This is a genomic window from Chelatococcus sp. YT9 (assembly GCF_018398315.1).
Lineage (GTDB): Bacteria > Pseudomonadota > Alphaproteobacteria > Rhizobiales > Beijerinckiaceae > Chelatococcus.
Map to the genome: position 1 here is coordinate 11,498 of NZ_JAHBRW010000003.1, position 26,218 is coordinate 37,715.

At 64.1% G+C, this 26,218-nt stretch carries 24 protein-coding genes; 11 read left to right on the forward strand and 13 right to left on the reverse strand.

What is annotated here, in order from left to right; translation table 11 throughout:
* Positions 1-10: 10 nt before the first annotated feature.
* The 13 genes from KIO76_RS29140 to KIO76_RS29200 all read right to left on the reverse strand — a co-directional run bounded on the left by KIO76_RS29140 (position 11) and on the right by KIO76_RS29200 (position 15,091).
* Positions 11-1,204 carry an acyl-CoA dehydrogenase family protein gene (locus KIO76_RS29140; RefSeq protein ID WP_213327187.1) on the reverse strand — a complete coding sequence of 398 codons (1,194 nt, stop codon included), beginning with the start codon at positions 1,202-1,204 and terminating at the stop codon, positions 11-13.
* The gene (locus KIO76_RS29145) at positions 1,197-2,135 is read right to left on the reverse strand and encodes a hydroxymethylglutaryl-CoA lyase (RefSeq protein WP_213327188.1); all 939 of its coding nucleotides are present in this window, start codon (positions 2,133-2,135) and stop codon (positions 1,197-1,199) included. The genes KIO76_RS29140 and KIO76_RS29145 overlap by 8 nt, the downstream gene beginning before the upstream one ends.
* Positions 2,128-3,531 (reverse strand): MmgE/PrpD family protein, encoded by a 1,404-nt coding sequence (locus KIO76_RS29150; protein ID WP_213327190.1) that lies wholly within the window; start codon positions 3,529-3,531, stop codon positions 2,128-2,130. Before KIO76_RS29150 ends, KIO76_RS29145 begins: the two co-directional genes overlap by 8 nt.
* Positions 3,531-4,223 carry an ABC transporter ATP-binding protein gene (locus tag KIO76_RS29155; RefSeq protein ID WP_213327192.1) on the reverse strand — a complete coding sequence of 231 codons (693 nt, stop codon included), beginning with the start codon at positions 4,221-4,223 and terminating at the stop codon, positions 3,531-3,533. The genes KIO76_RS29150 and KIO76_RS29155 overlap by 1 nt, the downstream gene beginning before the upstream one ends.
* Entirely contained in the window at positions 4,223-4,960 is a 738-nt protein-coding gene (locus KIO76_RS29160; RefSeq protein WP_213327194.1) for an ABC transporter ATP-binding protein, read from the reverse strand. Before KIO76_RS29160 ends, KIO76_RS29155 begins: the two co-directional genes overlap by 1 nt.
* On the reverse strand, positions 4,957-5,964 hold the full coding sequence (locus KIO76_RS29165) for a branched-chain amino acid ABC transporter permease (protein WP_213327196.1): 1,008 nt from the start codon (positions 5,962-5,964) through the stop codon (positions 4,957-4,959). Before KIO76_RS29165 ends, KIO76_RS29160 begins: the two co-directional genes overlap by 4 nt.
* Before the next feature lie 3 nt (positions 5,965-5,967).
* Positions 5,968-6,834: a branched-chain amino acid ABC transporter permease gene (locus KIO76_RS29170; protein WP_213327198.1), complete on the reverse strand. Its 867-nt coding sequence runs from the start codon at positions 6,832-6,834 to the stop codon at positions 5,968-5,970.
* A gap of 15 nt (positions 6,835-6,849) precedes the next feature.
* Positions 6,850-8,028 carry an ABC transporter substrate-binding protein gene (locus KIO76_RS29175; RefSeq protein ID WP_213327200.1) on the reverse strand — a complete coding sequence of 393 codons (1,179 nt, stop codon included), beginning with the start codon at positions 8,026-8,028 and terminating at the stop codon, positions 6,850-6,852.
* A 90-nt stretch (positions 8,029-8,118) separates the two neighbouring features.
* Positions 8,119-8,928: an enoyl-CoA hydratase/isomerase family protein gene (locus KIO76_RS29180; RefSeq protein WP_213327201.1), complete on the reverse strand. Its 810-nt coding sequence runs from the start codon at positions 8,926-8,928 to the stop codon at positions 8,119-8,121.
* The gene (locus KIO76_RS29185; RefSeq protein ID WP_213327202.1) at positions 8,909-10,072 is read right to left on the reverse strand and encodes a CaiB/BaiF CoA transferase family protein; all 1,164 of its coding nucleotides are present in this window, start codon (positions 10,070-10,072) and stop codon (positions 8,909-8,911) included. Before KIO76_RS29185 ends, KIO76_RS29180 begins: the two co-directional genes overlap by 20 nt.
* Position 10,073: 1 nt before the next feature.
* A complete protein-coding gene (locus KIO76_RS29190; RefSeq protein WP_213327203.1) occupies positions 10,074-11,798 on the reverse strand; it encodes a hydantoinase B/oxoprolinase family protein in 1,725 nt (574 codons plus the stop codon).
* Between the two features lies 1 nt (position 11,799).
* The gene (locus KIO76_RS29195) at positions 11,800-13,836 is read right to left on the reverse strand and encodes a hydantoinase/oxoprolinase family protein (protein ID WP_213327204.1); all 2,037 of its coding nucleotides are present in this window, start codon (positions 13,834-13,836) and stop codon (positions 11,800-11,802) included.
* A gap of 67 nt (positions 13,837-13,903) precedes the next feature.
* Positions 13,904-15,091, reverse strand: coding sequence for a LacI family DNA-binding transcriptional regulator (locus KIO76_RS29200; protein WP_349629442.1), 1,188 nt, complete (start codon positions 15,089-15,091; stop codon positions 13,904-13,906).
* Positions 15,092-15,156: 65 nt separating this feature from the next.
* Here KIO76_RS29200 and KIO76_RS29205 point away from each other — a divergent pair, with 65 nt between their 5' ends.
* The 11 genes from KIO76_RS29205 to KIO76_RS29255 all read left to right on the forward strand — a co-directional run bounded on the left by KIO76_RS29205 (position 15,157) and on the right by KIO76_RS29255 (position 26,213).
* Positions 15,157-16,074 carry an acetaldehyde dehydrogenase (acetylating) gene (locus KIO76_RS29205; RefSeq protein ID WP_213327205.1) on the forward strand — a complete coding sequence of 306 codons (918 nt, stop codon included), beginning with the start codon at positions 15,157-15,159 and terminating at the stop codon, positions 16,072-16,074.
* Positions 16,075-16,087: 13 nt separating this feature from the next.
* Positions 16,088-17,110: a 4-hydroxy-2-oxovalerate aldolase gene (gene dmpG, locus KIO76_RS29210; RefSeq protein WP_213327206.1), complete on the forward strand. Its 1,023-nt coding sequence runs from the start codon at positions 16,088-16,090 to the stop codon at positions 17,108-17,110.
* Between the two features lie 347 nt (positions 17,111-17,457).
* Positions 17,458-18,681, forward strand: coding sequence for a branched-chain amino acid ABC transporter substrate-binding protein (locus KIO76_RS29215; protein ID WP_213327207.1), 1,224 nt, complete (start codon positions 17,458-17,460; stop codon positions 18,679-18,681).
* A gap of 97 nt (positions 18,682-18,778) precedes the next feature.
* On the forward strand, positions 18,779-19,711 hold the full coding sequence (locus KIO76_RS29220) for a branched-chain amino acid ABC transporter permease (RefSeq protein WP_213327208.1): 933 nt from the start codon (positions 18,779-18,781) through the stop codon (positions 19,709-19,711).
* On the forward strand, positions 19,708-20,973 hold the full coding sequence (locus tag KIO76_RS29225) for a branched-chain amino acid ABC transporter permease (protein ID WP_249730232.1): 1,266 nt from the start codon (positions 19,708-19,710) through the stop codon (positions 20,971-20,973). The genes KIO76_RS29220 and KIO76_RS29225 overlap by 4 nt, the downstream gene beginning before the upstream one ends.
* On the forward strand, positions 20,970-21,746 hold the full coding sequence (locus KIO76_RS29230; RefSeq protein WP_213327209.1) for an ABC transporter ATP-binding protein: 777 nt from the start codon (positions 20,970-20,972) through the stop codon (positions 21,744-21,746). The genes KIO76_RS29225 and KIO76_RS29230 overlap by 4 nt, the downstream gene beginning before the upstream one ends.
* Before the next feature lie 23 nt (positions 21,747-21,769).
* A complete protein-coding gene (locus KIO76_RS29235; protein ID WP_213327405.1) occupies positions 21,770-22,465 on the forward strand; it encodes an ABC transporter ATP-binding protein in 696 nt (231 codons plus the stop codon).
* Positions 22,466-22,544: 79 nt separating this feature from the next.
* Complete coding sequence (locus KIO76_RS29240) at positions 22,545-23,687, forward strand: acyl-CoA dehydrogenase family protein (protein ID WP_249730234.1); 1,143 nt, start codon at positions 22,545-22,547, stop codon at positions 23,685-23,687.
* Between the two features lie 41 nt (positions 23,688-23,728).
* Entirely contained in the window at positions 23,729-24,901 is a 1,173-nt protein-coding gene (locus KIO76_RS29245) for a thiolase family protein (RefSeq protein ID WP_213327210.1), read from the forward strand.
* Complete coding sequence (locus tag KIO76_RS29250; RefSeq protein WP_213327211.1) at positions 24,898-25,293, forward strand: Zn-ribbon domain-containing OB-fold protein; 396 nt, start codon at positions 24,898-24,900, stop codon at positions 25,291-25,293. Before KIO76_RS29245 ends, KIO76_RS29250 begins: the two co-directional genes overlap by 4 nt.
* Complete coding sequence (locus tag KIO76_RS29255) at positions 25,290-26,213, forward strand: SDR family NAD(P)-dependent oxidoreductase (protein ID WP_213327212.1); 924 nt, start codon at positions 25,290-25,292, stop codon at positions 26,211-26,213. Before KIO76_RS29250 ends, KIO76_RS29255 begins: the two co-directional genes overlap by 4 nt.
* Positions 26,214-26,218 lie beyond the last annotated feature (5 nt).

A 26,218-nucleotide genomic window follows, 5' to 3' on the forward strand; every position in this document is an offset into this window, starting at 1 on the left:
ATTGCCCAGCTCAATAGGATCGCGGCAGGCCGAGCACATGCTGCGCCACATAGGCCAGCACCATGTTCGTGGATATCGGCGCCGTCTGGTAAAGGCGCACCTCACGCCATTTGCGCTCGATGTCGTATTCCTGCGCGTAGCCGAATCCGCCGAAGGTCTGGAGGGTCGTATCGGCGGCCTTCCATGTGGCTTCCGACGCCAGCATCTTGGCGATGTTTGCTTCCGGCCCGCAGGGCAGGTGCGCATCGAACATGGCGGCGGCCTTGCGGCACATCATGTCGGCCGCCTCCAGTTCCGCATGGGCGCGGGCGAGCGGGAACTGGATGCCCTGATTCTGGCCGATCGGCTTTCCGAACACGACGCGCTGTCCTGCATATTCGACGCCGCGCTTCAGGAGCCAGCGACCATCGCCGACGCATTCGGATGCGACCAGGATCCGCTCCGCGTTCATGCCATCGAGGATATAGCGGAAGCCCTTGCCCTCCTCGCCGATCAGGTTCTCGGCAGGTACGACGAGATCATTGATGAAGACCTCGGTGGTGTTGTGGTTGATCAGCGCCTTGATCGGCCGGATGTCGATGCCTTTGCCGCATGCTTCGCGCAGGTCGACGAGGAAGACCGACAGCCCGTCCGTGCGTTTCGTGACCTCCTCGGCTGGTGTGGTGCGCGCAAGAAGCAGCATCAGGTCGGAATGCAGCGCCCGCGATGTCCAGACCTTCTGGCCGTTGATGATGTAGTGGTCGCCATTGCGCACGGCGCGCGTCTTCAACTGGGTCGTGTCGGAGCCGGTGTTCGGTTCCGTGACGCCGAATGCCTGCAGGCGAAGCCGCCCGGCGGCGATCTCCGGCAGATATTTGCGCTTCTGCGCAGGGCTGCCGTGGCGCAGAACAGTGCCCATGATATACATCTGAGCATGGGCGGGGCTGGCGACGCAGCCGCTGGCATTGATCTCCTCGAGGATGACGGCTGCCGCCCGCAGCGGCAGGCCCGACCCGCCATAGTCCTCCGGCACGAGTGCGGCCAGATAGCCCGCCTCCGTCAATGCGGTGACGAACGCGGTCGGGTAGCCGCGTTCGTCGTCCAGATTGCGCCAGTAGGCGCCGTCGAACTTCTCGCAGACTTTGCGCACGCCTTCGCGCAGTTCGGGATAGTCCTCGCCTATGGCGATCGAAACGCTCTCCGGCGCCGGGCTGGAATCATGCATGCGCTTGGCTCGTCTTTCCCGAATAGGTTTTCGGAAGGCCGGCGCGGGCGATGGCACCGGAAAAGCGTTCGCCTGGCAGCCAGTCCTCGACCCGCCCGCGCAGGGCGATGAGCTTTCCGATATCGATACCGGTGTCGAAGCCCAGCTGTTCGAGAAGAAACGCTGTGTCCTCGGTATTGATGTTGCCGGTCGCGCCGGGCGCGAATGGGCAGCCGCCCAGCCCGCCGAGCGAGGAATCGAACGCCCGGACGCCGACTTCGAGGGCTGCCGTAACATTGGCGAGGCCGAGACCGCGCGTATCGTGGAAATGACAGGAGACCGGCAGCGGTGAAACGGCTGCGATGACTTGGGCCATGATGCGGCGCACGGCACCGGGATCGCCATAGCCGACCGTATCGGCAATCACGATCTCGTCGGCGCCCATCTGCGCATAGCGCGCCGCGATCTCCACGACCCGCTTTTCCGCCACCGCGCCCGAAATGGAACAGCCGAAAGCCGTCGCCACACACCCTCCGAGGTCGATCCGGGGGCCGTCTCGCAGATTGCGCTCGGCCACGATCCGCTCGAACTCGGCGAGCGATTCGTCGGTGCTGCGGCGTACATTCGCCTGATTATGCGCCTCGCTGGCCGAGAGCACGAAATTGACGAGCGGCAGGCCGCTTGCGAAGGCGTCGCGGGCGCCGCGCAAATTCGGAACCAGCGCCGCCGCTCGGAACGTGCCGATGGCCAACGCACCACGGGCCACCTCGCCGGCATCGGCAAATTGCGGCACGACCTTGGCCGGAACGAAGGAGGTGACCTCGATCTCCCGCATTCCGGCCTCGGCAGCCAATCTGCACCAGTCGAGCTTTCGCCCGGTGGACAGGATGTCATGGGCCATCTGCAGGCCGTCGCGCGGGCCGACTTCGCGTATATGGACCTGGTCACGCATGGGCTCGTCGTCCTTCCGTCTGCAATGCCGCGCGGATCGCATCGAATATGTCGGCAACCGGCATCGGTCTCTCGCCCGCCGCAGCGCCCAGTATCCGGGCCGCGAGATCTCCGGCCGCATCGGCTTGCAGGCCCGCACGCGAAAACCGCTCCCTGAACACCTCCACGGCGCGCGCTTCGTTCTGGAAGAGCAGTGTCTCGGGCGCCTCTTTCGCATCCGCCGTGACAATGGACCCGTCCTTGAGCGTGACGGTGACGGTCGAATCGAGTGCGCCGCGTTCGTCGTCGGGCACGATGGTCGTCTTCGCGACGAGCGCGTTCAGAAGCGGATCCGAGCGGCCGGTCGTGCCCATCTCGTAGGTCAGGTCGCCATGTATCAGCATGGCGGCGACGGCAAAGGCCGTGCTGGCCTGCGTCTGCACGATCCGTTCGAACGGCCCCTTGAAGGCCGTGCCGGGATACTCGCTGTAGGGGCGCCAGAGGGTGACACGGATCGAGCAGATGCGCGCGGGCTCGATGCCATGCGCGCGTGCGGCACGCGCCGCCATCACGGCCGGCATGTTGTCGCCCAGCGTCGCGAAGGGTTTTGCCATGATTTGCAGCATGATCGACGGGTCGGGATCGGTCTTCCAGGCGTCCGGCGGAGCGTCCATGCCGGCAAGCGCCATGAGGAAGCCACGCCGGCCGCAGAGCGCATCCGGCGCGCCGACCACGCCCTGTTGCGCCATCAGCGCGGCGAGCAACCCGCCCTGCGCCGCGCGACCGTTCTGGATGCGCCATTCGTCCGAGCCGCAGCGCACCGGCTCCAGCGTGCCGCCGGTGGTGGAGGCGGCAATCGCGACAGCGGATGCCGCCTCGTCAGCGCCGAGACCCAGCGCGGCAGCGCCTGCCGCCGCCGCGCCGATCGTCCCGAATGTCGGGCTGGTGCGCATGCCGCGCGCAATCAATCGGCGCGAGACGATCTCGTCCACACCGAGCCAGTTCATCACCGCATAGCCGGCGACCAGTGCCCGAAGCGCCTGCGCGACCGAGCCGCCCGACGCTTCCACGAGCGCGATGGCGACCGGGGGCACCAGCGAGCCGGGATGCGACCACGAGACGTGATCGGTATCGTCCTGGAAATGCGCGTGCACCGCGATGCCGTTCGCGAACGCCGCATCGGCTGGGCTGGCACGGGTTCCGTCCGCCCAGATGCTGGAAACGCCCTGGGACGTGGGCAAGATGACCCGGCGTGCGGCTTTCGCCGTCGTTTCCTCGCGCGCGACGACCGCAAGTCCAAGCGCGTCGATGAGGCAGATAGCAGCCTTGGTGGCGACATCGTTTCGAAGCGGCCGGGTCGCGGCCTGCGCCAGATACTGGCCGAGCCTTTGTGTGGACGTGAAGGTGCCGGTCGTCATCACAGATATTCCTCGGAAAGCGCGACGTCCCGGATCTCCGCAACGGTGCCCTGGCGCCGCACGGCCCCGCCTCGCATGACGTAGCCGCGTGTCGCGAGCTTCAGCGCCGGACGCGCCATTTGTTCAGTCATCAGGATGGTGATGCCGCGCGCCTGCATCTGCCGGATGGCATCGCTGATGCGGGCGATCCAGACCGGTGCGAGCCCGAGAAACGGCTCATCGAGCAGGAGGAGCTTTGGGAACGAACTCATGGCGCGGGCGAAGGCGACGATCTGCTGCTGGCCGCCGGATAATTGTCCGGCCGGTTGCCCGGCGCGCTCCTTCAGCATGGGGAAGACTCCGGAGAGCCATTCCCAGGCTTCGGCCTGCCGGGCGCGGCCGCGGCCGATGGCGCCGGCCATGACATTGTCGTAGACCGACATGCTGGCGAAAACCCGACGGCCTTCGGGCGAATAGCCGATGCCAGCCAGAGCCCGCCGGTCGCACGAAAGCCTGCCGATATCCTGCCCGTCGAAGCGGATGCTGCCTTTCTGCGCGTCGGTGAGCCCGATCACCGCGTTGATGAGGCTGGACTTGCCGGCTCCGTTGGCGCCCACGAGAAGCACGGTCTCGCCCTTGGCCACCTCGATCGAGACGCGCCGTAGCGCGACGATGCCGCCATAGCGCACGTCGAGACTGTCGACGGACAGCATCACGCCTCCTCCTCTTCCTGCGCGCCGACATAGGCGTCGATGACGTCCTTGCGGCTCAGCACCTCCGCGGGCGGTCCCGATGCGATCAGCCTCCCAGCATCGAGCACGAGGATGTTCGGACAAAGCCGCTTCACGAGATCCATGTCGTGCTCGACGATCATCACGCTGCATCCGAGATTGCCGCAGGCACGGCCGACGAAACTGTCGATACGCGTGCGCTCCCGGCCCTCCAGGCCGGCGGCCGGCTCATCCATCAGAAGCACGCGCGGCGAGGTGACATAGGTCAACATCAGGCCGAGCATCTTCTGCAGGCCATAGGGCAGGCTGTCGCTTCGCTCGTCGAGGCGCTGCGACAGTTCGAACTCCTCCAGCATGTCGGCGATCGACGCCCAGGCGACCTGCCGGCTGCCGGCAAACCGCATGGCGCGGGAGATGTTTTCCCTGACCGAGGCCGTCTTGAACGTGTTGGTCTGCTGAAACGTGCGCACCACGCCCGCACGCGCCATGCTGTGCATTTGGGCGCCGGTTACGTCCTGCCCTCCCAGCCGCACGCTGCCGGTGCTCGGCGGCAGCTTGCCGCAGACGATGTTGATCAGGGTCGTCTTGCCTGCTCCGTTCGGCCCGATGACGCCGAGGATCTCGCCGGGATCGAGCGAGAAACTGATCTCGTCGAAAACGAGCACGCCGCCGAACCGCTTGGAAATGCCGACGATTTCGAGTTTCGCCTTTTCGGTCACGGGCGTTCCTCCGTGGCGGCAAGGCGCAGGGGCTGGTTTCGGCCCTTCATCAGCGTCGCGAGGTTGAACAGAGTGCCGACGATGCCGGCGCGAGCGCTGAGCACGACCACGACGATCAGCAGGCCGAAGAGCATCTGCGAATATTCGCCGCGCAGCGAGAACAGTTCCGCCGCCCAGACCAGCACGCCGGCGCCGACCAGCGGCCCGAGTATCGAGGCCTGTCCGCCGATGAAGGCATAGGCGATGAAATTGACAGAGGAGAGTGGCGCAAACGAAGTGGGATGGGCAGTCAGAAGCATGTTGACGAGCGCGAACCCGGCCAGCCCGGAAACGCCGCCTGCGATCACGAAGCCGAACGCCTTGTAGTGCCAGACCACCAGGCCGAGGCTCTGCGAGAGCATCTCGTTTTCCTCGATTCCGGCGAATTGCTGGCGAAAAACCCGGGTCACGACGGCGGTAACGATGGCGGCGACCAGGGCAAGGCCGATCGTGGTCTGCACGACGGCGCGGTTGTCGGCGAGGCTTACGCCGAAAAAGGTCAATGCCGGCATGCCGATCAGCCCGTTCGATCCGCCCGTCAATGTCGGTGTCTCGAACAGCAGAAGCTGGGTGATTTCCGTCAGCACGAAGGTGACGAGCACGAAGTAGACGCCACGCAGCCGGAGCACCAGCGCGCCGATGGGCAGGGCAAAAAGCGCTGGGATGAAGAAGCACAAAAGGCCGATGACGATGACGTCGGTCATGCCGTAGTTGAGCCCGCAGATCGCGGAGGTATAGCCGCCGATCGCCATGAAGGTCGGCACGGCGAAGGTCATCAGGTTCATGCGCAGCATGATGTAGACGCTGAACGACGCCGTGGCCGCGATCAGGATCTGGTTGGTCAGGGAATAGGCGAGTGGGTTTGCCGTCAGTACCGGCACCGCGAAAGCGGCGGCGATGATCACGATGACGGCGATTTCGGCGGCTCCGGCTTTGCGCAGGAGCGTGGTCAGCGAGGTGCTCATGGGTCAGGCCTCCCGCGCCGTCTGGCCCATGAGCCCGGAGGGCCGGATGACCAGGACGATGAGAACCACGACGAACAGCAGCAGCGCACCCTTCGAGCCGCCGAGATAGACTGCGGAATAGGCTTCCACCATGCCAACCGCGAAGGCGGCGATCGTGGCGCCGGCAATGCTGCCCAGCCCGCCCAGGATGACCACGAGGAAGGAGATCGCCAGGACAGGATCGCCGACATGCGGCGCAAGCGAAAGGATCGGCGTGACCAGCGCGCCTGTCAGGCCGGCAAGGCCGGTGGCGAGCGCGAAGGCGAGCGGAAAGAGCAGGGTCGGACGCATGCCCTGGGCCATCGCCACGCGGCGGTCGTCCGCAAGCGCCCGCAGCGCCCGGCCGAAATCCGTCTTGTAGATCACGAGGTAGACCAGCACGATGGCGGTCAGGCAGACGCCGATGACCACGATATTTTCCAGCGGCAGATAGAGCCGCCCCGCCCGCAAGACGCCCTGGAGCGGGAAATCAAAGGCCGGCGATTCCGGACCGAAGGTCGCGAGAATGCCGCTCGACATCATCAGATACAGGCCAAGCGTCAGCATCAGTGTCGCCAGATGATCGTCGATCACCCGTTCGAGCAGGAGACGCTCGAACAGGAAACCGAGGACGGCGGTCGACGCTGCGGCTAGGGCGACGGCGAGTGCGTAGGGAAGGCCGAGGAATTGCACGGCGGAATAGGCGACATACCCGCCGAGCACATAGAATCCGCCATGAGCAAAGTTCACGACGCCGAGGATTCCGAAGATTAGCGTGAAACCTAGGGCGAGAAGCGCGTACTGCCCTCCAAGACTGATGCCGATGAGCCCGGTCGATATGATGCCTTCCACGTCATGCCCTCCGAGCTATTCGCGGGCTGCCGGCATGGACGTGACCGGCTGCACGGTGCCGCCGGAGACCACGCCCATCCCGAAGGGGAAGGAGAGTTCCTGGTTGATGCCGAAGAATTTCTGGCCGACCCAGTAACCGTCGCCGATCTGCTGGTCAGAGACCGGCATCTTGCGGAGAATCTCGGCGATCTTTGCCGTGTCGGTGACGCTCTGGGCTTCGATGGCCGCCTTGACGACCATGCGGGCCGAAATAACCCACTGGTAGAACAGATTGTTCTCCGGCCTGTCCTCGCCCATCAGCGCCTTGTAGTCGCTGTCGAGCTTGCGGGTATTATCGTCGATGACGATCGGCTCGAACCAGTAGAAGTCCTTGAGAACCGCGTCGCCGCCAGCAATGCGCGAGATTTCGCTATAGCCCGGCCCGCCGAGACGGCCGATCGCGCCTTGAAAGCCTGCCTGCCGCAACTGTTTGACCAGAGTGCCGGCATCGCCTGGGGGCGAGGAGGCGAGATCGACCGAGCCAGGGTTGGCGTTCATGATGCGCGTGACGATCGGCGCGAAATTGGTTGTGCCGCGCTGGTAGTATTCCTCGGTCGCCTTGACGCCGTTGGCCCTGAACGCTTCGGCGTTGACTGACGCGATGTCGGTGCCGCCCTGGTCGTTCGGCGCGACGATGACGACGCTGTCGAATTTGAACTTCTCTTTAGCCACCTTGATGATCGGGTCCGCCCAAACGGAGGGGCCGGGGCTCATGTGGAAGACCAGCGGCCATTGCGGCCCGATCGCGTTCTTGGCGTAGCTGCTGACCATCAGGAGCATGTTGTTGCGGGTCGCGATCGGCTTCATGCCGGTGACTTCAGGCGAGCCTGCACCGCCGATGACGATCTTGACGCCCTGGCTGGCCAGCGTGTTGGCGCCGGCAGCCGCCCCCTCGACCGTGTATTTGCCGTCGATCGATACAACTGAGAGCTTGACGGGCTTGCCGTCGATCTTGAACAGGTTGTCGCGATTGGCTTCCGCTACGGCGAATTCCGTGGCCTTGCGGGCGGCGATGCCCCATTGCGCCGCGGGGCCGGATTGAGCGGCGACGACGCCGATCTTGGCCTCCTGCTGCGCAAGCACCGGGGCGCCTGTCAGGCCGAGCAGAGCCATGACGGCTGTCCCGGCAGTCAGCATTCTGCGTGTCGGTTTCATGTCTTCCTCCCATTGAAGAATGGCGTTTTGTGTGGGTTGCCGGGACCTGTTCTTGAATTCGATTCGGTCAGGTCTCGCGGCGGGGCCGTCTCAGCGCCCGATGAACACCGCCTCGCGCTTTTCGTTGAAGGCGGCGATCCCCTCTCGCCTGTCTTCGGTTGGGATCAGGCGGCTATAGGCTTCGATCTCGAAGTACATGCTGGTGCGTAGGTCCATCTGCAGGCCGTGGGCGATGGATTTCTTGGCCTGCGCGGTCGAGAGGGGGGCGTTCCGGCAGATGGTCGCGGCGGTCGCGTTGGCCTCGGCCATAAGCTGGCCGGCCGGCACGAGCCGGTTGACGACCCCCCATTCAAGCGCGTCTTGCGCGGAAAACAGGCGGCCCGTCAGCACCATTTCCTTGGCGCGCGCCGAGCCGATCCGGCGCGGCAGATGCTGCGTCCCGCCACCGCCGGGCATGATGCCGCGCAGGACTTCCGGAAAGCCGAACTTGGCGGTGTCCACCGCATAAGCGAAGTCGCACTGGAGCATCAGCTCCAGCCCACCGGCGACGGTCGCGCCGTTGAGCGCGGCGATGATCGGCACCGGGCAATCGTATATCGCCCGCATCATCCGCTCGAACAGATAGTGCTGGCGGGTGAAAGCCTCGTCGTCCATGCCGTTACGCTCAGCGAGATCGGCCCCGGCGCAGAACACGCGTTCGCCGGCACCAGTGAAGACAACGCAGCGATAGTGCCAAGGCTCACGCTCAAGAGCGGAGAACACGGTGATGAGATCGCGGCCCATCTGGGTCGTCAGCGAATTGGCGCGGTCGGGCCGGTTCAGCGTCACCTGCAACTGGTACTCGCCGCTCTCTTCCACCAGCAGCGTTTCGAACGGCTGCTCAAGCTCCTTCAGTCGCATCCTGTCCTCCCAAAATCGCCACATGCTCGCCGAGCTTCGGAGAGCGGCCTGCCACTGGCGGCCTCACCCCGTCGAAGGACAGGGGAATACCGACGATCTGCACGCCGTCGCCGGGAGTTTTTTCGATGATGCCGAGTGCCTCCGTCTGCGGCGATGCGGCAGACGTGGCGATCGTGTTGATGGGGCCCGCGGGGACGCCATTTGCCTCCAATCGCCTCTCGAGCTCCGCGACGGGGAACTTTGCGATTGCCGCTTGAAGCAGGGCGACAAGTGCCGGCTTGTTACGAATCCGCGCCGAATTGGTGGCATAGAGCGGGTCGGTGCCGTATTCCGGCATGTCGATGGCCACGCACAACGCCCGGAAGAGCCTGTCGTTGCCAGCGGCGATCAGAAGTTCGCCGTCGAGGCAGCGGAAACTCTGGTAAGGCACGATATTGGCATTGCCCGACCCGTGCTTGCCGGGCAGCTCGCCGGACGCCAGATAGTCCGAAAGCTGCACCGTGATCCACGCGAGCGAGGTTTCGTAGAGGGACGTGTCGATCGTCCGGCCGAAGCCGCTTCGCTCCTGTTCGAGGCAGGCGGACAGGATGCCGATGACGGACCACATGCCCGAGCCCATGTCGTTGAGAGACACAGGAACGCGTACCGGCTCGCCGCCCGGATTTCCGGTCAGGCTCATGAGGCCGCTCACAGCCTGCACCAGCGGATCGTAGCCCGGAGCGTCGCGCAGCGGCCCGACTTGCCCGAACGCGCTAATGTTGCAGTATATCAGCCCAGGCTTTTTGGCGCGCAGCGTCTGCGCATCCAGACCGATCCTCTCGACGGTGCCGGCCTTCATGTTCTGGACGACGATATCGGCCTCGTGGAAAATGAAACGCTTCAACCGCTGGACTGAAAGCGTGTCGCGCAGGTCTGCGACTATGCTCTTCTTGCCGCAATTGATGGCGTGGAACATCACGGCCATGCCGCCGGACGAGGCCACGCCCCAGTCGCGGGCATAGTCGCCGCTGCCAGCCGGCTCGATCTTGATGACCTGCGCACCGAGATGCGCAAGGATATGTCCTGCATAGGGAGCCGCAAGACTATGGCCCAGTTCGACCACCGTCTTACCCTCAAGGGGGAGTTTGGAGGAGAATAGGACCATCTCAGGCGATTCCCTTAAGGGCCTGCTGCGCCACTTCGACCTGGTAGTCGTCCTCCATGGCCGCCTGCGTGATGTAGCCGTCGTCGAGATCGGCCAGCACCTTCGCCTGCTGCCGCTCGCGGGGATCGCCGTAACCGCCGCTCCCGGCCGGCTGCACCATGACACGGTCCCCCTTGTGCACGACGATATGGCCGCCGCGGGCGGTGACCGGATGGACGGAGCCGTCGGCCCGTCGCACTTCGGCTTTGAAGGCGCTGCCGGTTGCCCCTCCGAACTGGCCGCGCGGCGGCTGGTGCTCGCGCTCGCCCGATACCGTGAAGGTCGCCTCGTCGAACAGGATTCGATATACCCGCCGCGCCGCAAGCCCGCCGCGATTGCGGCCGGCGCCGCCGCTATCGGCCACCAGCGACCATTCGTCGATGGCGAGCGGATAGGTCTGCTCGATCGATTCCACCGATTGCGCGCCGGCATTGCCGACATAGACGCGCACGGCGCTGATCCCGTCCTTGCCATGCCGAGCGCCCATGCCGCCGGCATGCACGTCGATCATGCTGAGATATCTGCGGCCGGTGCGCTTGACCCGGTCCTCGTCGGGATCGGCACCGCTGAACACGCCCGCGCAAGCCGCGCAGTTGCTCTGGCCTACGACCCGTTCCGGCACCGCCGTGGCGAGCGCCTGCAAGAGCAGGTCGATGACGCGCGGCGACGTCTCGGTGACGCCCGAAACGACCGAGGCCGGGAATTCGCAGTTGAGCACCGAGCCCTTCGGTGCGGTGATCCTCACCGGCCGATAGCAGCCCTGGTTGATCGGAATCGTGGTGTCGGTGATCGCCTTGACCGTGAACCAGGTGCTGTTGCAGGTCACCGAAAACGGGCAGTTCACGCCCCCGCGAACCTGTCGGCCGCTGCCGGTATAGTCGAACTCGATCTCGTCGCCGGATTTGCGGATCGTCACCTTGAGCGGCACTTTGGCGCGCACGCCATCCACCTCGAAGACACCGTCGATCTCGTCCTCGGCGGAGTATTCGCCGTCCGGGATCTTGCGCAGCGCGTCGCGCATCAGCTTCTCGGAATGATCCAGAGAGCGCGACATGGCGGAGGCGATCGCTTCGGTCCCGTATTTGCGCGTCAGCGAGGCAATGCGCTGGTCACCGACATAGCAGCCGGCATATTGGGCCAGCACGTCGAGAAGCCGGGTTTCCGGATCCCGCGTGTTCTGCAGGATCATGGTCTGGACGTCGGTCACGACCTCGTCGTTGCGGTAGAGCCTGACCGGAGGAATGCGCACGCCTTCGCCGAAAATGTCCCAGGTGTCGGCCGCATAGCTACCGGGCGACTGGCCGCCGATATCGCTCCAGTGACCGCGCGTCATGGTGAAGGCGACGATCTCGCCATCGACGAAGACCGGTCGCGTGAACTGCACGTCGGAGTGATGGTTGCCGCCGCCGAGATAGACGTCGTTGGAGATGATAACGTCGCCGGGTCTCAGGTTCTCCCGGCCGATCGCCTCCACGGACACCCGCGTCGAGACCACCGCCGAGCCGAGCATGGTGGGAATGTCGTTGCCCTGCGCGACGAGCTGCATGTCCGCGTCGAAGATGGCCGCCGATGCGTCGCCGCCGGAATGGATGATGGGGCTGCCCGCCGTACGGGTCATCGCCACCTTCATCTCGCGGGCGATGGCATAGAGGCTGCTGCGGATGATTTCGTAGGTAATGGTGTCCATCTCAGAGCTCCACGATGAGATTGCTCTGCGCATCGATATGCGCCCTCTGGCCTGCCTCGAAGACAAGGCAACTGCTGGCTTCCTCGATGACCGCGGGTCCGTCTATGCGGGTGCCGGAGGCAAGACCTTCGCGGCGGAAGACCGGCACGTCGCGGATCTGGCCGGAGAGATAGATCGCCCGAGTGCGCTTCTCCCCGCTGGCTGCATGTCGCTCGATGCTCGCGTCGATCGAGCCACGCCAGCCGGTTTCCGCCTCGCCCTTGACGCGGATATTGTTGCAGACGAGCGGATGGTCGCGCCGCACGAAGTTCCAGTGGCGCATATGCGCCTCCTCGAAGCTCTTGCGGATCTGCCCGAGATCGATACGGCCCTTCGGCACGTCCACCGTGATCGGTTCCGGCTGGCCGGCGTAACGGCAGTCGATCTTGCGCTGGAAGGTGAGCGCCACGTTGGCGAGCGCGCCGCCGAAACGGCCGCCGACCGTTTCCTCCAGATTGCTGAACGCCTGTTCCAGCCCTTCCGGTGCCAGCCCGTCCAGCTGACGCTCGATGGCCACCTGCTGGTCGCTCGACTGGTCTGCCACTGTCATGCCGAACGCACTGAACAGGCCGGGCAGGGCAGGCACCACAACCCGCTTGATTTCAAGCTCGCGGGCGAGCTCGACGGCATGCACGGGGCCCGCGCCGCCATAGCATACATAGGTGAAGTCGCGCGGGTCGTAGCCGCGCTCGACGGTCATCAGCCGCATCGCCTGCGCCATCAGCGCGTTGGCGATGGCGCGTACCGCATGGGCGGCCTCCACGACTGAAACGCCGAGCGGCGTCGCCAGGTGCTCCTCGACCGCGCGGTGCGCAGCCTCGCGGTTCAGTTTGAAGCTGCCGTTGAGGAACGTGTCCGGGTCGATGTAGCCAAGGATGACGTTGCAATCGGTCACAGTCGGACGCTGGCCGCCACGGCCATAACAGGCCGGGCCTGGGTCCGCCCCGGCGCTTTCCGGCCCGATGCGCACGCCGCCGCCCGCATCGATCCAGGCGATGGAGCCGCCGCCGGCGCCGACCGAGTCGATGTCGATGGTCGGGGAGCGGACAGAATAGGTGTGCAGCAGGCCGCCGTTGCGGATTTCCGGTCGCCCCTCGCGGATCAGAGACACGTCGAAGGTGGTGCCGCCCATGTCGCCCAGCAGGATGTTTTCGACGCCGATCTTCTGCGCCAGCCGCGAGGTCGCGCTGACGCCGCCGGCCGGGCCGCTTTCCAGAAGCACGACCGGGCGCGACTCCACCAGTTCGGCCGAGGCCAAACCGCCATTCGACTGCATGAACATGATCTCGCCACGGAACCCGAGGCGCCGCAATTCTTGCATGAACGATCGGATGTAGCGGTTACAGACCGGACCGAGCATGGCGTTGATGACCGTCGTGCTGGTCCGCTCGTATTCCATCAGCTCAGGATTGACGTCGAAGGACGCCGTCACGAACTGGTCGGGCAGGCGGGCGCGCAGCGTCTCCAGAACCTGCCGCTCATGATCTGGATTGACGTAGGAATGGATCAGGCAAATGGCCACCGCCTCGATGTCCGAACGGCGGATCTCCTCGGCCAGGGTCTCGACCTCTGCCATATCCAGCGGCTTTTCGACCGCGCCCGTGGCGGAAATCCGCTCGTCGAGTTCAAGGCACCAGCGGCGGCGCACCAAGGGCTTGGGCGCATCGAACTGCAGGTCGTAGAGATCGGCGCGATCATGGCGATAGACGCGGCGGATCTCCAGGATATCGCGAAAACCCTTCGTCGTGATCAGCGCGGTCCTGGCGCCCTTGTGCTCGACGATCATGTTCGTGGCCATGGTCGTGCCGTGACCGATGAAGTCGATCTCGCCACTCGACAAGCCGCTGATCCGGAGGATTTCGTTGAAGCCGTTAATGGCGCCGATCACCCGGTTAGCGGGAGTAGTTGGAACCTTGACTGACCAGTGCCGGCCGCTTTGATCGTCGATCAGCACGACGTCCGTGAACGTGCCTCCCACGTCGATTCCAAGTCTCCTCATGAACTTCCTCCAACGTAGAAACGTTTCCACGAAAGCCCCTCAAAACGGGCAGCCGGTGGCTTGATTATCAGGCAGGTACGGGACCGCAGGAATCCCGCACGATGAGTTCCGTAGGGAAGATCTGGCGCTGCACCGGGCAGTCGGGCCGCTTGATGCGGTTCAGCAGGAACCGCGCCGCTGCCGTGCCCAGGCGGTCGTGATCCCAGCGGACGACTGTCACGGACGGCGAAAAAAGCGAGGCCAGTTCGCTGTCAGCGCCGCCGATCACCGAAATATCGCGCGGAATCTGCAGCCCGCTGTCCTTGACCGCGCGCAACACCCCAGGAAGCATAGCCGTGCCGCCCGCGAAAATGGCGGTTGGGCGATCCAGCAACTGGAGCAGTCGCAGCGTCTCCTCGTAGGTGTAATCCGCGCTGAACGATCCCATGCGCACGAGATCCTCCGGAACGGAAAGCCCGCGCTCGGTGAATGCTTGCCGGAACCCTTCAAGGCGCTCGACGACCGGGCGCACGGCTTCCTGACCCGAAAGCACGGCGATCCGGCGGTGTCCGAGGTCGATCAGGTAGCGGATCGCGTGCTTCACGCCCCGCAGGTGGTCGATGAGCACGGAATCCAAATGGACCGGCGTCTGCCGATCGAGAAGCACCACAGGTGCATTGAGCTTCTCCAACGCCTCATTCAGCGCGGCATTTCCTTCGGTCGATGTCGCAATCACCATGCCGTCCGTGCGGCGCATGGACAGCTTATGGAGCATCTCCACCTCGCGCTGGGGATCGTGATAGGACGAAGCCACCATCAGCCCGTAGCCTTCCGCGTCGACTGCGGTTTGCATGGCGTTCACGAAGACGCTCAGGACAGGGACCGTAAGATCTCTCACGATGCATGCAAAGGTTTTGGTTTGGCCGTTGCGCATCGACTGCGCGATCGGATCCGGGTTGAAATTCAAACGCTTGATGGCGCCGGACACCCGTTCCCGAATATCGTCGCCGAGTGCGCCGTTACCGTTGATGTAACGGGATACCGTGCCGACGCCGACGCCCGCTTCCATGGCGACATCCTTCATGGTCAGCCGCCCGCTGCGCGCGCGCCCTGCTACCCGGTGCTTCGGCGTCTTCGGCTCGTCCGGGGCGTCAGGCCGGCCTTCTGGATGCTTGGTGTCTGCCACGGACGATCCCGAAAATCTGTTGGCGATGCAGTCTTGCTGCGTCAGGTATTTCATGCAATGGCTGGAAACGTTTCCACACTGGTAGGTCATCGATAGGGCCAAGTCAACGGCTCCGCCGAAATTATCGGACCAGCCACCAGGCTTAGGAGGAGTTCATGGAAAAACGAACCCAGGTAGCGATCATCGGCTCGGGTAATATTGGCACCGACCTGATGATCAAGGTCATGCGCAACTCCAAACGGCTCGAAATGGGCGCCATGGTCGGCATCGACCGGGAGTCGGAGGGTCTCAAGCGGGCGGAAAGGCTGGGCGTTGCCGTCACGCATCAGGGGCTGGAGGGGCTCCGTTCGCTGCCGAATTACGGCGATATCGACATCGTCTTCGACGCCACCTCGGCCTCGGCCCATGAGCGGCACAGCGAGGTCCTGCAGAGCGACGGCAAGATGGTGATAGACCTGACGCCGGCAGCCATCGGCCCTTATGTCATCCCGGTCGTCAATCTCGAGCAGCAGCTCAAGGGGCGGAACCTCAACATGGTTACCTGCGGCGGCCAGGCGACGATCCCGATCGTCGCCGCGATCAGCAGCGTCACTCAGGTTCACTACGCCGAGATCGTCGCGTCCATCGCCTCCAAATCCGCAGGCCCCGGAACGCGGGCCAATATCGATGAATTCACCGAAACCACGTCGCGCGCCATCGAGAGCGTCGGCGGGGCGACGCGTGGCAAGGCCATCATCGTTCTCAACCCGGCCGATCCGCCGCTGATCATGCGCGATACCGTGCTGTGCTTCGTCGACGAAGCGGACACCGCGGAAATTGCAGCCGCTGTGGAGGCGATGGTCGCGAAGGTTCAGAGCTATGTGCCGGGTTACCGGCTGAAGCAGCAGGTCCAGTTCGAGCGCGTCGGCGGCAACAATGCCGCCGGTGCTCCCGTTGGCGGTCCGAAATCGGGCATCAAGGTCACCGTTTTCCTGGAGGTCGAAGGTGCTGCGCACTACCTGCCCGCCTATGCGGGGAATCTCGACATCATGACCTCGGCGGCCCTCGCCACCGCCGAACGCCTGGCCAGTTGAAGGGAGCGCACACATGAAGCGGAAAATCTTCATCCAGGACGTCACCCTGCGTGACGGCATGCATGCGATAAAGCACCGTTATTCGCTCGATCAGGTTCGCGAGATCGCCCGAGCGCTCGACGAGGCCGGTGTGGACGCGATCGAGATCGCCCATGGCGACGGCTTGTCGGGATCGAGCTTCACCTATGGCTTCGGCGCCCACAGCGATCTCGAATGGATCGAGGCCGTGGCGAGCGTCGTCACGCGAGCCCGGGTGACGACCCTGCTTCTGCCCGGCATCGGCACGCTGCACGATCTGCGCGAGGCCTATCGGGCGGGCGCCCGTTCGGTGCGGGTCGCGACGCTCTGCACCGAGCCGGATGTCGGAAAGCAACATATTGAGATGGCACGCGAAATCGGCATGGACGTGTCGGGCTTTCTGATGATGGCGCACAAGCTCGATCCTACGCAACTCGCCAAGAACGCTAAGTTGATGGAGAGCTATGGCGCTCATTGCGTCTACCTGACGGACTCGGCTGGCGCGCTGGTCATGAATGGCGTGGCCGAGAGGATCAAAGCTATGGCGAGCGCGCTGGATTCGAAGACCGAGATCGGTATTCACGCCCACCAGAACCTGTCGGTCAGCGTCGCCAATTCGATCGTTGCGGTGGAAAATGGCGCCTTCCGGGTCGATGCCTCGCTGTCGGGTCTGGGCGCCGGTGCCGGCAATACGCCGCTTGAAGCCTTTGTGGCGACTGCCGACCGGATGGATTTCGACCACGGCTGCGATCTCTTCAAGCTCATGGACGCGGCCGAGGATATCGTGCGCCCGTTGCAGGACCGGCCGGTGCGTGTCGATCGCGAAACGCTTTCGCTTGGCTATGCCGGGGTCTATTCGAGCTTCTTGCGACATGCCGAACACGCCGCCCAGCAATACGGTGTCGATACGCGCGCCATTCTCGTAGAACTCGGCAAGCGCAATGCCGTCGGTGGGCAGGAGGATATGATCGTCGATGTGGCGCTGGACCTATTGAGCAGAGCGCAAGCCGCCGCATGACAAGTTCAGGAAGCCTCAGGTCGGGACATGCCGGAGGCTTCGGCGCGGACCTGGATTATCCTCGCCGGCGAGGTTGACCGCGCGTCTGCCGATTGCATTTGCTGGCGAACGCCCTTCGGAAGGCTCGCGGGCGAGGATGGCTGGGTTAAAAACATGCTTGACAAGCACCTGGAAACGTTTCCATATCAGGCAAAGAAATAGAGCAGGGACGGTTTGCGAGCCGGCCCGAAAAATGCGGTCTTGCGTGGCGCTGTCGGCATTTTGACGCGCACGCAGGCATCAAAAAGATTTGGGTAATCAGGAAACGTTTCCAGATTCACTGGAACTTGCTTCGGGAGGGAATTGGGATGAGGACGCTTCTCACGATGGCGGCAGCGGTATCGATGTTTGCCGGCTCCGCCGCGGCTGACGTCAAGGTTGCCTATCTGGACACGTTGTCGGGTCCGTTCGGTGCGATCGGCGAAAACGGCCTAACAACGTTTCAACTTGTCGCCGAGCAGATCAATGCGGCGGGCGGGATCAAGGGCGAAAAACTCGAGATCAAGGCGTATGATAACGGAGGCACGCCGGAGGGAACGCTGCTGCAGATGCAGAAGGCGATCGATGGCGGTGCGCGCTTCGTGATGATTGCCAATGGCTCCGCGCTCGCTGCGGCGCTCGTCGACGGCGTCAACAAATACAATGCCCGCAATCCCGGAAACGAGGTCTTGTATCTCAACTGGGGTGCGTCGGCGCCCGAGCTCACCAATGAGAACTGCTCCTTCTGGCATTTCCGCTTCGCGCCGCATTCCGGCATGGCGGTCAACGCGCTGACGGATTTCGTCAAGAACCGGACGGATATCAAGAAAGTCTACCTGATCGGCCAGGACTACGTTTTCGGCCGCTCCGTGCTGGAGGCTGCGGTCGAGCAACTCAAGGTGAAGCGCCCGGATGTCGAGATCGTCGGCAAGGAGTATCATCCGGTCGGCAAGGTGAAAGACTTCACGCCCTATGTGCAGAAGATCATCACCTCCGGCGCGGACGCGGTGCTGACCGGCAACTGGGGCCAGGACATGGTTCTTCTGGTCAAGGCCGCCGCGGATTCCGGCGCCAAGATGCCGTTCCTGACGGTCTTCGGGGGCTCACGCGGCACGATCGCGGCACTCGGACAAGCCGCGGTCGGCAAGCTGCTCTTCGTCAACGAAGGCAACAACAACATGGACGTGCCGAAGGACCAGTCGGATCTGGTGGCCGAATACAAGAAGCGCTTCCCCGAATACGACTATCTCTACCACCGCAACCGCACCACGCTCGAGATGCTCAAATTGGCCATCGAGAAGGCCGGTTCCAGCAAGGCGCTCCCAGTCGCCAAGGCCCTGGAAGGGCTGACCTATAATGATCCCTACGGCCCGGTGACGATGCGCGCGTCGGATCATCAGCTGCAGCTCAACCAGTATGTCAGCGTGGTCGCTGAAGGCGTGAAGGTGACGTCGGACGGCACGCCCTATGGCTGGAAACTGGTCGAGGGCGGCGAGGTCCCGATGGCGGCCGGAGAGATGGAAACCACCTGCAAGATGAAGCGGCCCAACTAAGGCCGTTCTTCATGCGCGACGCGGCCTCGCATGATGTGCGGCGTCGCGTTCACCGAGCGAAAGCTGCCGGGGCGCTGCCCGGTCTGGCAGGGAACCCATGCAGACGATTATTTTTTCTCTTATGAACGGCGCGATCTACGGTCTTTTGCTGTTCATGCTGTCCAGCGGATTGACGCTGATCTTTTCGATGATGGGCGTGCTGAACTTCGCGCATGCGAGCTTCTACATGCTCGGCGCCTATCTGGCCTTCACCGTGACCGGCGCGACCAATTACTGGATTGCCCTGTTCCTGGCGCCCATCGTCGTCGGCATCGTAGGCATGGGGGTCGAGAAATGGGGATTGCGCCGCGTCCATGCCAACGGGCATGTCGCCGAACTGCTTTTCACCTTCGGGCTGGCCTACGTCATCGATGAGGTGGTGAAGATCATCTGGGGACGCAATGCTGTCAATTACCGGGTTCCCGATGCGCTCAACTTCCCGCTTTTCAATCTCTATGGCGCGGACTTCCCGGCTTATCGCATCTTCATCATCGTCGTCGCAGTAGCCATGCTGGCCGGCCTGTGGTTCATCCTCCGGCGCACCCGCGCAGGCCTGATCATCCAGGCGGCGCTGACGCATCCGCAGATGGTCGGACATCTCGGCCATAATGTGCCAGCCGTTTTCACGATGGTTTTCGGCGTCGGTTGTGCGCTGGCGGGGCTCGCGGGCGTGATCGGCGGGAACTATTTCATCACAGAGCCGGCAATGGCCTTGCAGATGGGGCCGATCGTCTTCGTGGTCGTCGTCCTCGGCGGTCTCGGCTCGCTGAGCGGCGCCTTTATCGCCGCCATGCTCATCGGCATGCTCCAGACCTTCGCGATCTCGATCAACCTGTCCGTCGCCGACATATTCGGCTTCACAGGTCTGTCGCCGAGCAGCGAACTCGGACGCATCACCATTTCGTCGCTCTCGGCCTCGGTGCCGTTTCTGCTTCTGGTCGTGGTCCTGATGGTTTGGCCGGCCGGCCTGATGGGGGAGCGTGAGGCATGAGCGACGCATCCCTGGCCATGTCCGAGCAAAAGGCGTCCGACATGAAGAAACATGCAGGCGCCATCCTGGGGTTCGGCCTGCTCCTGGCTGTCATGATCGTCATCCCGATGTTTGGGCCTTCACGCGGCGCCTATACGCTGCTCAATCATATCGGCATCAGCATCGTCTTTGCGCTCTCCTTCAACATGCTTCTCGGCGGCGCCGGCATGCTGAGCTTCGGACATGGGGTTTATTTCGGGCTGGCCGGCTTTTCCTGCGTGCATGTCATGCAGTGGATTGCCGCTGGCGAGGGCATCTGGGCCCATGTCCCGGTTGCCTCCATGCCCGTTATCGGCTTCGCCATGGGGGCTCTGGTCGCTGCGGTGATCGGCTGGCCGTCCTGCCGGCGCTCGGGCACGGCATTCGCCATGATCTCGCTCGGCATTGCCGAATTGGTCGCTGCCGCCGGCTATCTGTTCGACAGCTTTTTCGGCGGAGAGGTGGGCGTCGCCGGCGATCGTATGGCGGGACCGGTTTTTGCCGGCCTGACGCTCGGTCCTGTGAGCGAGGTCTACTGGTTCATCGCCTTCTGGACGTTTGTCGGCTTGCTCGGCACCTATCTCTTCACCCGCACGCCGCTGGGCCGCCTCAGCGAGGCGACACGCGACAACGCGCAGCGCGTGCAGTTCGTCGGCTATGATCCGACCCGCATCCGCTATCTCGTGTTCATCATCGCCGGCGGCTTTGCCGGCTTGGCGGGCGGTATGGCAGCGGTGCAGAACGAGATTTTCACGCTCAGCGCCTTTTCTCTCCAGGCGTCAGGCGCGGTGCTGATCGCGGCTTATCTCGGCGGTATCCGCTATTTCAGCGGCCCGATTCTCGGCGCCGTGCTGATGACCTGCATCCAGTCCAGCCTGTCGGATTATACCAGTGCGTGGCTGCTCTATATCGGCCTGCTGTTCATCGCTGTCGTCATGTTCTCGCCGAACGGCTTCGCTGGCATCGCCTACGGCTTCTGGCAGGGGCTGCGCTCGCCGGCGCCGCAGCAGTTCCTGCGGCGTTCGGCGGTTCTGGCCGTGGCTGCGACCGCGATCGCCACTGCCGTCGTCATCTTTTCGGAGGTCGCGATCCGCTGGTCGGAGGGCAAGGGCGAGGTGTTTGCGCCCTTCGGCCGGGCTCTGCGGCATGACGGCATGCTGACGTTGGTCGCGATCGCCGTTCCGCTGGCGATCGGGGTTGCGGCGATCAGGCGCCTGAACCTGCTCGAGGGCCGCAAAAGATGAGTGATCACATTCTCGAACTGCGCAACCTCAGAAAGAGTTTTGGCGCGATCAACATTATCCAAGGTGTCGACCTTGCGGTGCGTCGCGGCGAGCGTCACGCGATCATCGGCCCGAACGGGGCCGGCAAGTCGACCTTGTTCAACCTGATTTCCGGGCTCCTGCAGCCGAGCTCAGGCGAGGTTCTTCTGAACGGCCAGTCCATCGGCGGGCAGCCGGCCTTCGAGATCAACCGCAAGGGGCTGTCCCGCTCGTTTCAGGTCTCCAACATCTTCGCCAACATGTCGGTTTACGAAAACGTGCGCTGCGGCGTGCTGCGTTCGGCCCATACAGGCTACGCCTTCTGGAAGTCGGTCGACGGGTTGCAGGAGGTCGCGGACAAGACGCGTGCCATCATCGAAGAGGTCGGCCTGTCCGACAAGTCGGCGCAGATGGCGGCGCTCCTGCCCTATGCGGACCAGCGAACGTTGGAAATCGCCATGACCATTGCCGGAAACCCGGATGTGGTCCTGCTCGACGAGCCGACCGCCGGCATGTCCAACTCCGAGACGGAACGGGCCGTGGCGCTGATCGACAAGGCGACGAGGAACAAGACCCTGCTGATCGTCGAGCATGACATGAGCGTGGTCTTCGGCCTGGCCGATCGGATTTCGGTGCTGGTCTACGGCAAGATCATAGCCACCGGCACGCCGGCCGAAATCCGCGGCAACCCGGCGGTGCGCGAAGCCTATCTCGGCGAGGAAGCCGACCATATCGACGCGGGGTATGCGGCATGACCGCGGTTTCCACAGCCGAGCCGATCCTGTCCGTGCGCGATCTGCATGCCTATTACGGCAAGTCGCATGTCCTGCACGGGGTCAATATCGAGGTCATGCCGGGTGAGGTGATCGCACTTCTCGGCCGCAATGGCGTCGGCCGCTCGACCACCGCCAAGGCGATCATGGGCGAGGTCGCACCTCTCGGCTCGATCCGCTTCAAGGGGCGCGATATCGCCGGTCTCGCCAATTACCAGATCGCCCGCCTAGGGCTGGGCTATGTGCCCGAAAGCCGCGACATTTTCCCAAGCCTTACCGTCCGGCAGAACCTGATGCTCGGCATCAAGGACCTGCGCAGGCCCGGACGCTGGAGCGTGGCACAGGTGCTGGACATGTTCCCGAACCTGAAATCGCGCGCCGACAGCCCGGCCGGCGTCCTGTCCGGCGGCGAGAAACAGATGCTCGCCATCTGCCGCACGCTGATGGGCGATCCCGACCTCGTCATCATCGACGAGCCGACGGAAGGCCTTGCGCCGAAGATCGTGCAGCAGGTGGGCGACATGATCGCCGGCATCGCAAAGGCCGGAGTGGCCATCCTTCTGGTGGAGCAGAAACTCTCCATCGCGCTCAGGATCGCCGACCGGGTCTATGTCATGGGCCATGGCGACATCGTCTATGCCGGTACGCCGGAGGCGTTCCGCGAGCGCGACGACGTGCGGCGGGAATGGCTTGAGGTTTGAGAGCGGCCTGCAAGGCCCGTGGGGAGCGTTCGAAGCCAACGTGTCCGCCACATACCGGGATTTCAGAGGAAGAGTCTAAATGAAATTGCTGCGCAGTGAGGATACGCAGGAACAGGCGATGTTCCGCCGTAGCGTCCGCACCTTTATGCGGGGGCTGGCGGAGCAGGAGGCCGGTTGGGAAGAGGCCGGCATGGTGCCGCGCTCGGTGTGGCTGGAAGCCGGCGAGCTCGGCATTCTCGGGCCGACCGTCCCCTCCGAATATGGCGGGCTCGACCTCGACCGGCGGTTTGCGGCCATCGCCATCGAGGAGCAGGCACGCGCTCTTCTGGGCGGCCCCGGCTTTTGCGGCCATTCCAACATGACCACGCCCTATATCACCCGCTACGGGTCCGAGGAGCAGAAGGCAAAATGGCTGCCCAAGACCGTGACCGGCGAGATCGTCATGGCGCTGGCGATGACGGAGCCGGATGCCGGTTCTGACCTGCAGAACATCCGCACCACGGCGATCCGCGACGGCGACGATTATGTCGTAAACGGCTCGAAAATCTTCATAACCAACGGCATTTCGGCGGATCTGGTGATCGTCGCATGCAAGACCGATCCGGCGGCGCGGGGACGCGGCATCTCTCTCTTCGTTGTCGAGGCGGATCGCGCGGGCTTCCGCAAGGGCCGCAACCTGAAGAAGCTCGGCCGCAAGATCCAGGATACGGCCGAGCTGTTCTTCGACGATGTGCGGGTGCCGCATACCAATCTCCTCGGCAATGAGGGTGAGGGCTTCCGCTACATGAAGACGGAGTTGGCCTGGGAGCGTATCCAGGCCAGCGTCGAAGCGCTGGGCGCCTGCGAAGGCATGATGGATGCGACCATCGAATACACGCGCAACCGCAAGGCGTTCGGCAGGACCGTGTCGGAGTTCCAGAACACCCGGTTCAAGCTGGCGGAACTGGCGACGGAAATCCAGGTGATTGCCGTCATGGTCGACCGCTGCATGGACCTCGTCTGCGAGGACAGCCTCGATGCGTCGATCGCGGCCATGGCGAAGCTGAAATCCACCGAGCTGCAAGGCCGCGTCGCCGATGAATGCCTGCAGCTGCACGGCGGCAATGGCTACATGCTCGAATATCCGATCTGCCGCGCCTTCGCCGATGCCCGCATCCAGCGCATCTGGGCCGGAACCAGCGAGATCATGAAGGAAATCATCGCGCGCGACGTCTTCAGCTAAGGGCCGCACCCCGGCGACCATCCACAACGAAAGGCCCATTTATGACGATCAAGGGCACGGCCTGCATCGTAGGTGCCTATGAGCACCCGACGCGAAAGGCTCCCCATCTCACGCTGGCGCAGATCCACGCCGAATCCACGCTCGGCGCTCTGCGTGACGCCGGCCTCGGCAAAGCGGATATCGACGGCTATTTCTGCGACAGCGAGGCTCCCGGCCTCGGCGCCAACTCGATGGCGGATTACATGGGGCTGAAGCTTCGCCATGTGGACACGACCGAAACCGGCGGGTCGTCCTATCTCGCCCATGTCAGCCACGCCGCGCAGGCGATTGCGGCGGGCAAGTGCAATGTCGCGCTGATCACGCTCGCCGGCCGGCCGCGCTTCGAAGGGAGTTCGGTCTCGTCGCAGTCACCCTTCCTCAGTCCGACCATACCGGACGTGGATTTCGAGGTCCCGTACGGCGCGGCGCTCGTCAATCTCTACGCGCTGTGCGCCGCCCGGCACATGCACGAATACGGCACGACCAGCGAGCAGCTCGCCTGGATCAAGGTCGCGGCCTCTCATCACGCACAGCACAATCCGCATGCCATGCTGAAGACCGTGGTCACGGTCGAGGATGTCGTGAACTCGCCGATGATCGCCGACCCCCTGCATCGGCTCGATTGCTGCGTGGTCAGCGATGGCGGCGGCGCGCTGATCGTCGCCCGCCCGGAAATTGCCAGAAGCCTGAAAAGCCCGCTCGTTTCGGTCATGGGCGCGGGCGAGGCGATCAAAACGCAGAATGGCGGCCGCATCGACGTGACCTATACGGCTGCGGCGGCCTCGGGCCGCGCCGCCTTCGCGGAAGCTGGCGTTACGCCGTCCGACATCGACTACGCCTCGATCTATGACAGCTTCACCATAACGGTCCTGATGCAGCTCGAAGATCTGGGCTTCTGCGAGAAGGGCAAGGGTGGCCGCTTCGTTGCCGATGGCAACCTGATCTCGGGCGTCGGCAAGCTGCCCTTCAACACCGATGGCGGCGGACTCTGCAACAACCATCCCGGCAATCGCGGCGGCATCACCAAGGTCATCGAGGCCGTGCGGCAATTGCGCGGCGAGGCGCATCCTGCCGTGCAGGTTAAGGACTGCCGCCTGGCGCTCGCGCAGGGGATCGGCGGGCCGCTTTCGACCCGCCATGCCAGCGCAACCCTCGTTCTGGAGCGCCAGTCATGACCGAATCCGTTCCGGCCTTCGCCAATCCCGAAACTGCGACCTACTGGGAAGCGGCATCCAAGGGGAAGCTTCTGCTCAAATCCTGCAACGCCTGTGGCGCGGTGCATTTCTACCCGCGCAACATCTGTCCGCATTGCTTTTCCGACGAGACCTCCTGGGTGGAAAGTCGCGAGCGTGGGAAGATCTATACGCTCAGCACCATGCGGCGCGCCGGCGCCCCTTACGTGATCGCCTATGTGTCGCTGGAGGAGGGCGTGGCGATGCTCACCAATATCCTCTGCGACGATCCCGCCGACCTCGCCATCGGCGACGCCGTCGACGTGGAATTCATCGAGCGGGACGGCCGGTCCGTCCCCGTTTTCAGGAAACGCGAAGCAGGAGCCTCGGAATGACGATCCGGTTCGACGGACGGACAGCGCTGGTCACGGGCGCCGGAAACGGTCTGGGGCGGCACTATGCGCTGCTTCTGGCCAGCCTTGGCGCGAATGTCGTCGTCAACGATCTCGGCACCGGGCTGGACGGCAGCACCAGCGGCGACAGCCCGGCAGACCGGGTGGTGGAGGAAATCCACGCGGCGGGCGGGCAGGCGGTCGCCAATGGCGACAGCGTCACCGATCCGGCGGGCGCACGGCGCATGGTCGATCAGGCGGTCGCGGCGTTCGGCGGGCTGGATATTCTCGTATGCAATGCCGGCATTCTGCGCGACCGCTCGCTTCTGAAGATGACGGACGAGGATTTCCGCGCCGTCATGGACATCCACATGATGGGGAGTTTCTTCTGCGCGCGGGCGGCTGCGGCGGTCATGGTCGAGAGAGGCTATGGTCGCATCGTTCTCACCACCTCGCCGTCCGGGCTTTACGGCAATTTCGGCCAGTCGAACTACGCGGCGGCCAAGATGGCGCTCGTCGGTTTTGCCAACGCGGTCAAGCTGGAGCTGGGCCGCAAGGGCGTCCTCATCAACTGCCTGGCGCCGTCGGCCACGACGCGCATGACCGAGGCCTTGCTGGATAGCGAGACCGCCGAGGCGATGAAGCCGGAATATGTGGCGCCCATGGTCGCCTATCTGTGCAGCGAGGCCTGCAGTGAGAGCGGCGGCATCTTCACCGCCGGCGCGCGCCATTTCGCGATCAATCGCATGGTGCATGGCAGGGGCGTGACCTTCGGCGAGGGCACGCCTGACGTCGACGACATCGCAACCCGCATCGATGAGATCGTCTCGCTGGACGGAGCGCAGGCCTTTCCGTCCATCGGCGAGCAGACGGCACGTCTGATGGACGCCTATCGCGTCGCGAAGACCGGCATGCGGCAGTGACGACG

Bases quoted from the DNA above. Each gene is read 5' to 3' on its own strand.
- KIO76_RS29195 (WP_213327204.1), bottom strand. From the start codon at position 13,836: ATGAGGAGACTTGGAATCGACGTGGGAGGCACGTTCACGGACGTCGTG.
- KIO76_RS29200 (WP_349629442.1), bottom strand. From the start codon at position 15,091: ATGACCTACCAGTGTGGAAACGTTTCCAGCCATTGCATGAAATACCTG.
- KIO76_RS29190 (WP_213327203.1), bottom strand. From the start codon at position 11,798: ATGGACACCATTACCTACGAAATCATCCGCAGCAGCCTCTATGCCATC.
- dmpG (WP_213327206.1), top strand. From the start codon at position 16,088: ATGAAGCGGAAAATCTTCATCCAGGACGTCACCCTGCGTGACGGCATG.
- KIO76_RS29220 (WP_213327208.1), top strand. From the start codon at position 18,779: ATGCAGACGATTATTTTTTCTCTTATGAACGGCGCGATCTACGGTCTT.
- KIO76_RS29225 (WP_249730232.1), top strand. From the start codon at position 19,708: ATGAGCGACGCATCCCTGGCCATGTCCGAGCAAAAGGCGTCCGACATG.
- KIO76_RS29250 (WP_213327211.1), top strand. From the start codon at position 24,898: ATGACCGAATCCGTTCCGGCCTTCGCCAATCCCGAAACTGCGACCTAC.
- KIO76_RS29215 (WP_213327207.1), top strand. From the start codon at position 17,458: ATGAGGACGCTTCTCACGATGGCGGCAGCGGTATCGATGTTTGCCGGC.
- KIO76_RS29175 (WP_213327200.1), bottom strand. From the start codon at position 8,028: ATGAAACCGACACGCAGAATGCTGACTGCCGGGACAGCCGTCATGGCT.
- KIO76_RS29230 (WP_213327209.1), top strand. From the start codon at position 20,970: ATGAGTGATCACATTCTCGAACTGCGCAACCTCAGAAAGAGTTTTGGC.
- KIO76_RS29155 (WP_213327192.1), bottom strand. From the start codon at position 4,223: ATGCTGTCCGTCGACAGTCTCGACGTGCGCTATGGCGGCATCGTCGCG.
- KIO76_RS29185 (WP_213327202.1), bottom strand. From the start codon at position 10,072: ATGGTCCTATTCTCCTCCAAACTCCCCCTTGAGGGTAAGACGGTGGTC.
- KIO76_RS29165 (WP_213327196.1), bottom strand. From the start codon at position 5,964: ATGAGCACCTCGCTGACCACGCTCCTGCGCAAAGCCGGAGCCGCCGAA.
- KIO76_RS29180 (WP_213327201.1), bottom strand. From the start codon at position 8,928: ATGCGACTGAAGGAGCTTGAGCAGCCGTTCGAAACGCTGCTGGTGGAA.
- KIO76_RS29150 (WP_213327190.1), bottom strand. From the start codon at position 3,531: ATGACGACCGGCACCTTCACGTCCACACAAAGGCTCGGCCAGTATCTG.
- KIO76_RS29245 (WP_213327210.1), top strand. From the start codon at position 23,729: ATGACGATCAAGGGCACGGCCTGCATCGTAGGTGCCTATGAGCACCCG.
- KIO76_RS29140 (WP_213327187.1), bottom strand. From the start codon at position 1,204: ATGCATGATTCCAGCCCGGCGCCGGAGAGCGTTTCGATCGCCATAGGC.
- KIO76_RS29205 (WP_213327205.1), top strand. From the start codon at position 15,157: ATGGAAAAACGAACCCAGGTAGCGATCATCGGCTCGGGTAATATTGGC.
- KIO76_RS29255 (WP_213327212.1), top strand. From the start codon at position 25,290: ATGACGATCCGGTTCGACGGACGGACAGCGCTGGTCACGGGCGCCGGA.
- KIO76_RS29240 (WP_249730234.1), top strand. From the start codon at position 22,545: ATGAAATTGCTGCGCAGTGAGGATACGCAGGAACAGGCGATGTTCCGC.
- KIO76_RS29145 (WP_213327188.1), bottom strand. From the start codon at position 2,135: ATGCGTGACCAGGTCCATATACGCGAAGTCGGCCCGCGCGACGGCCTG.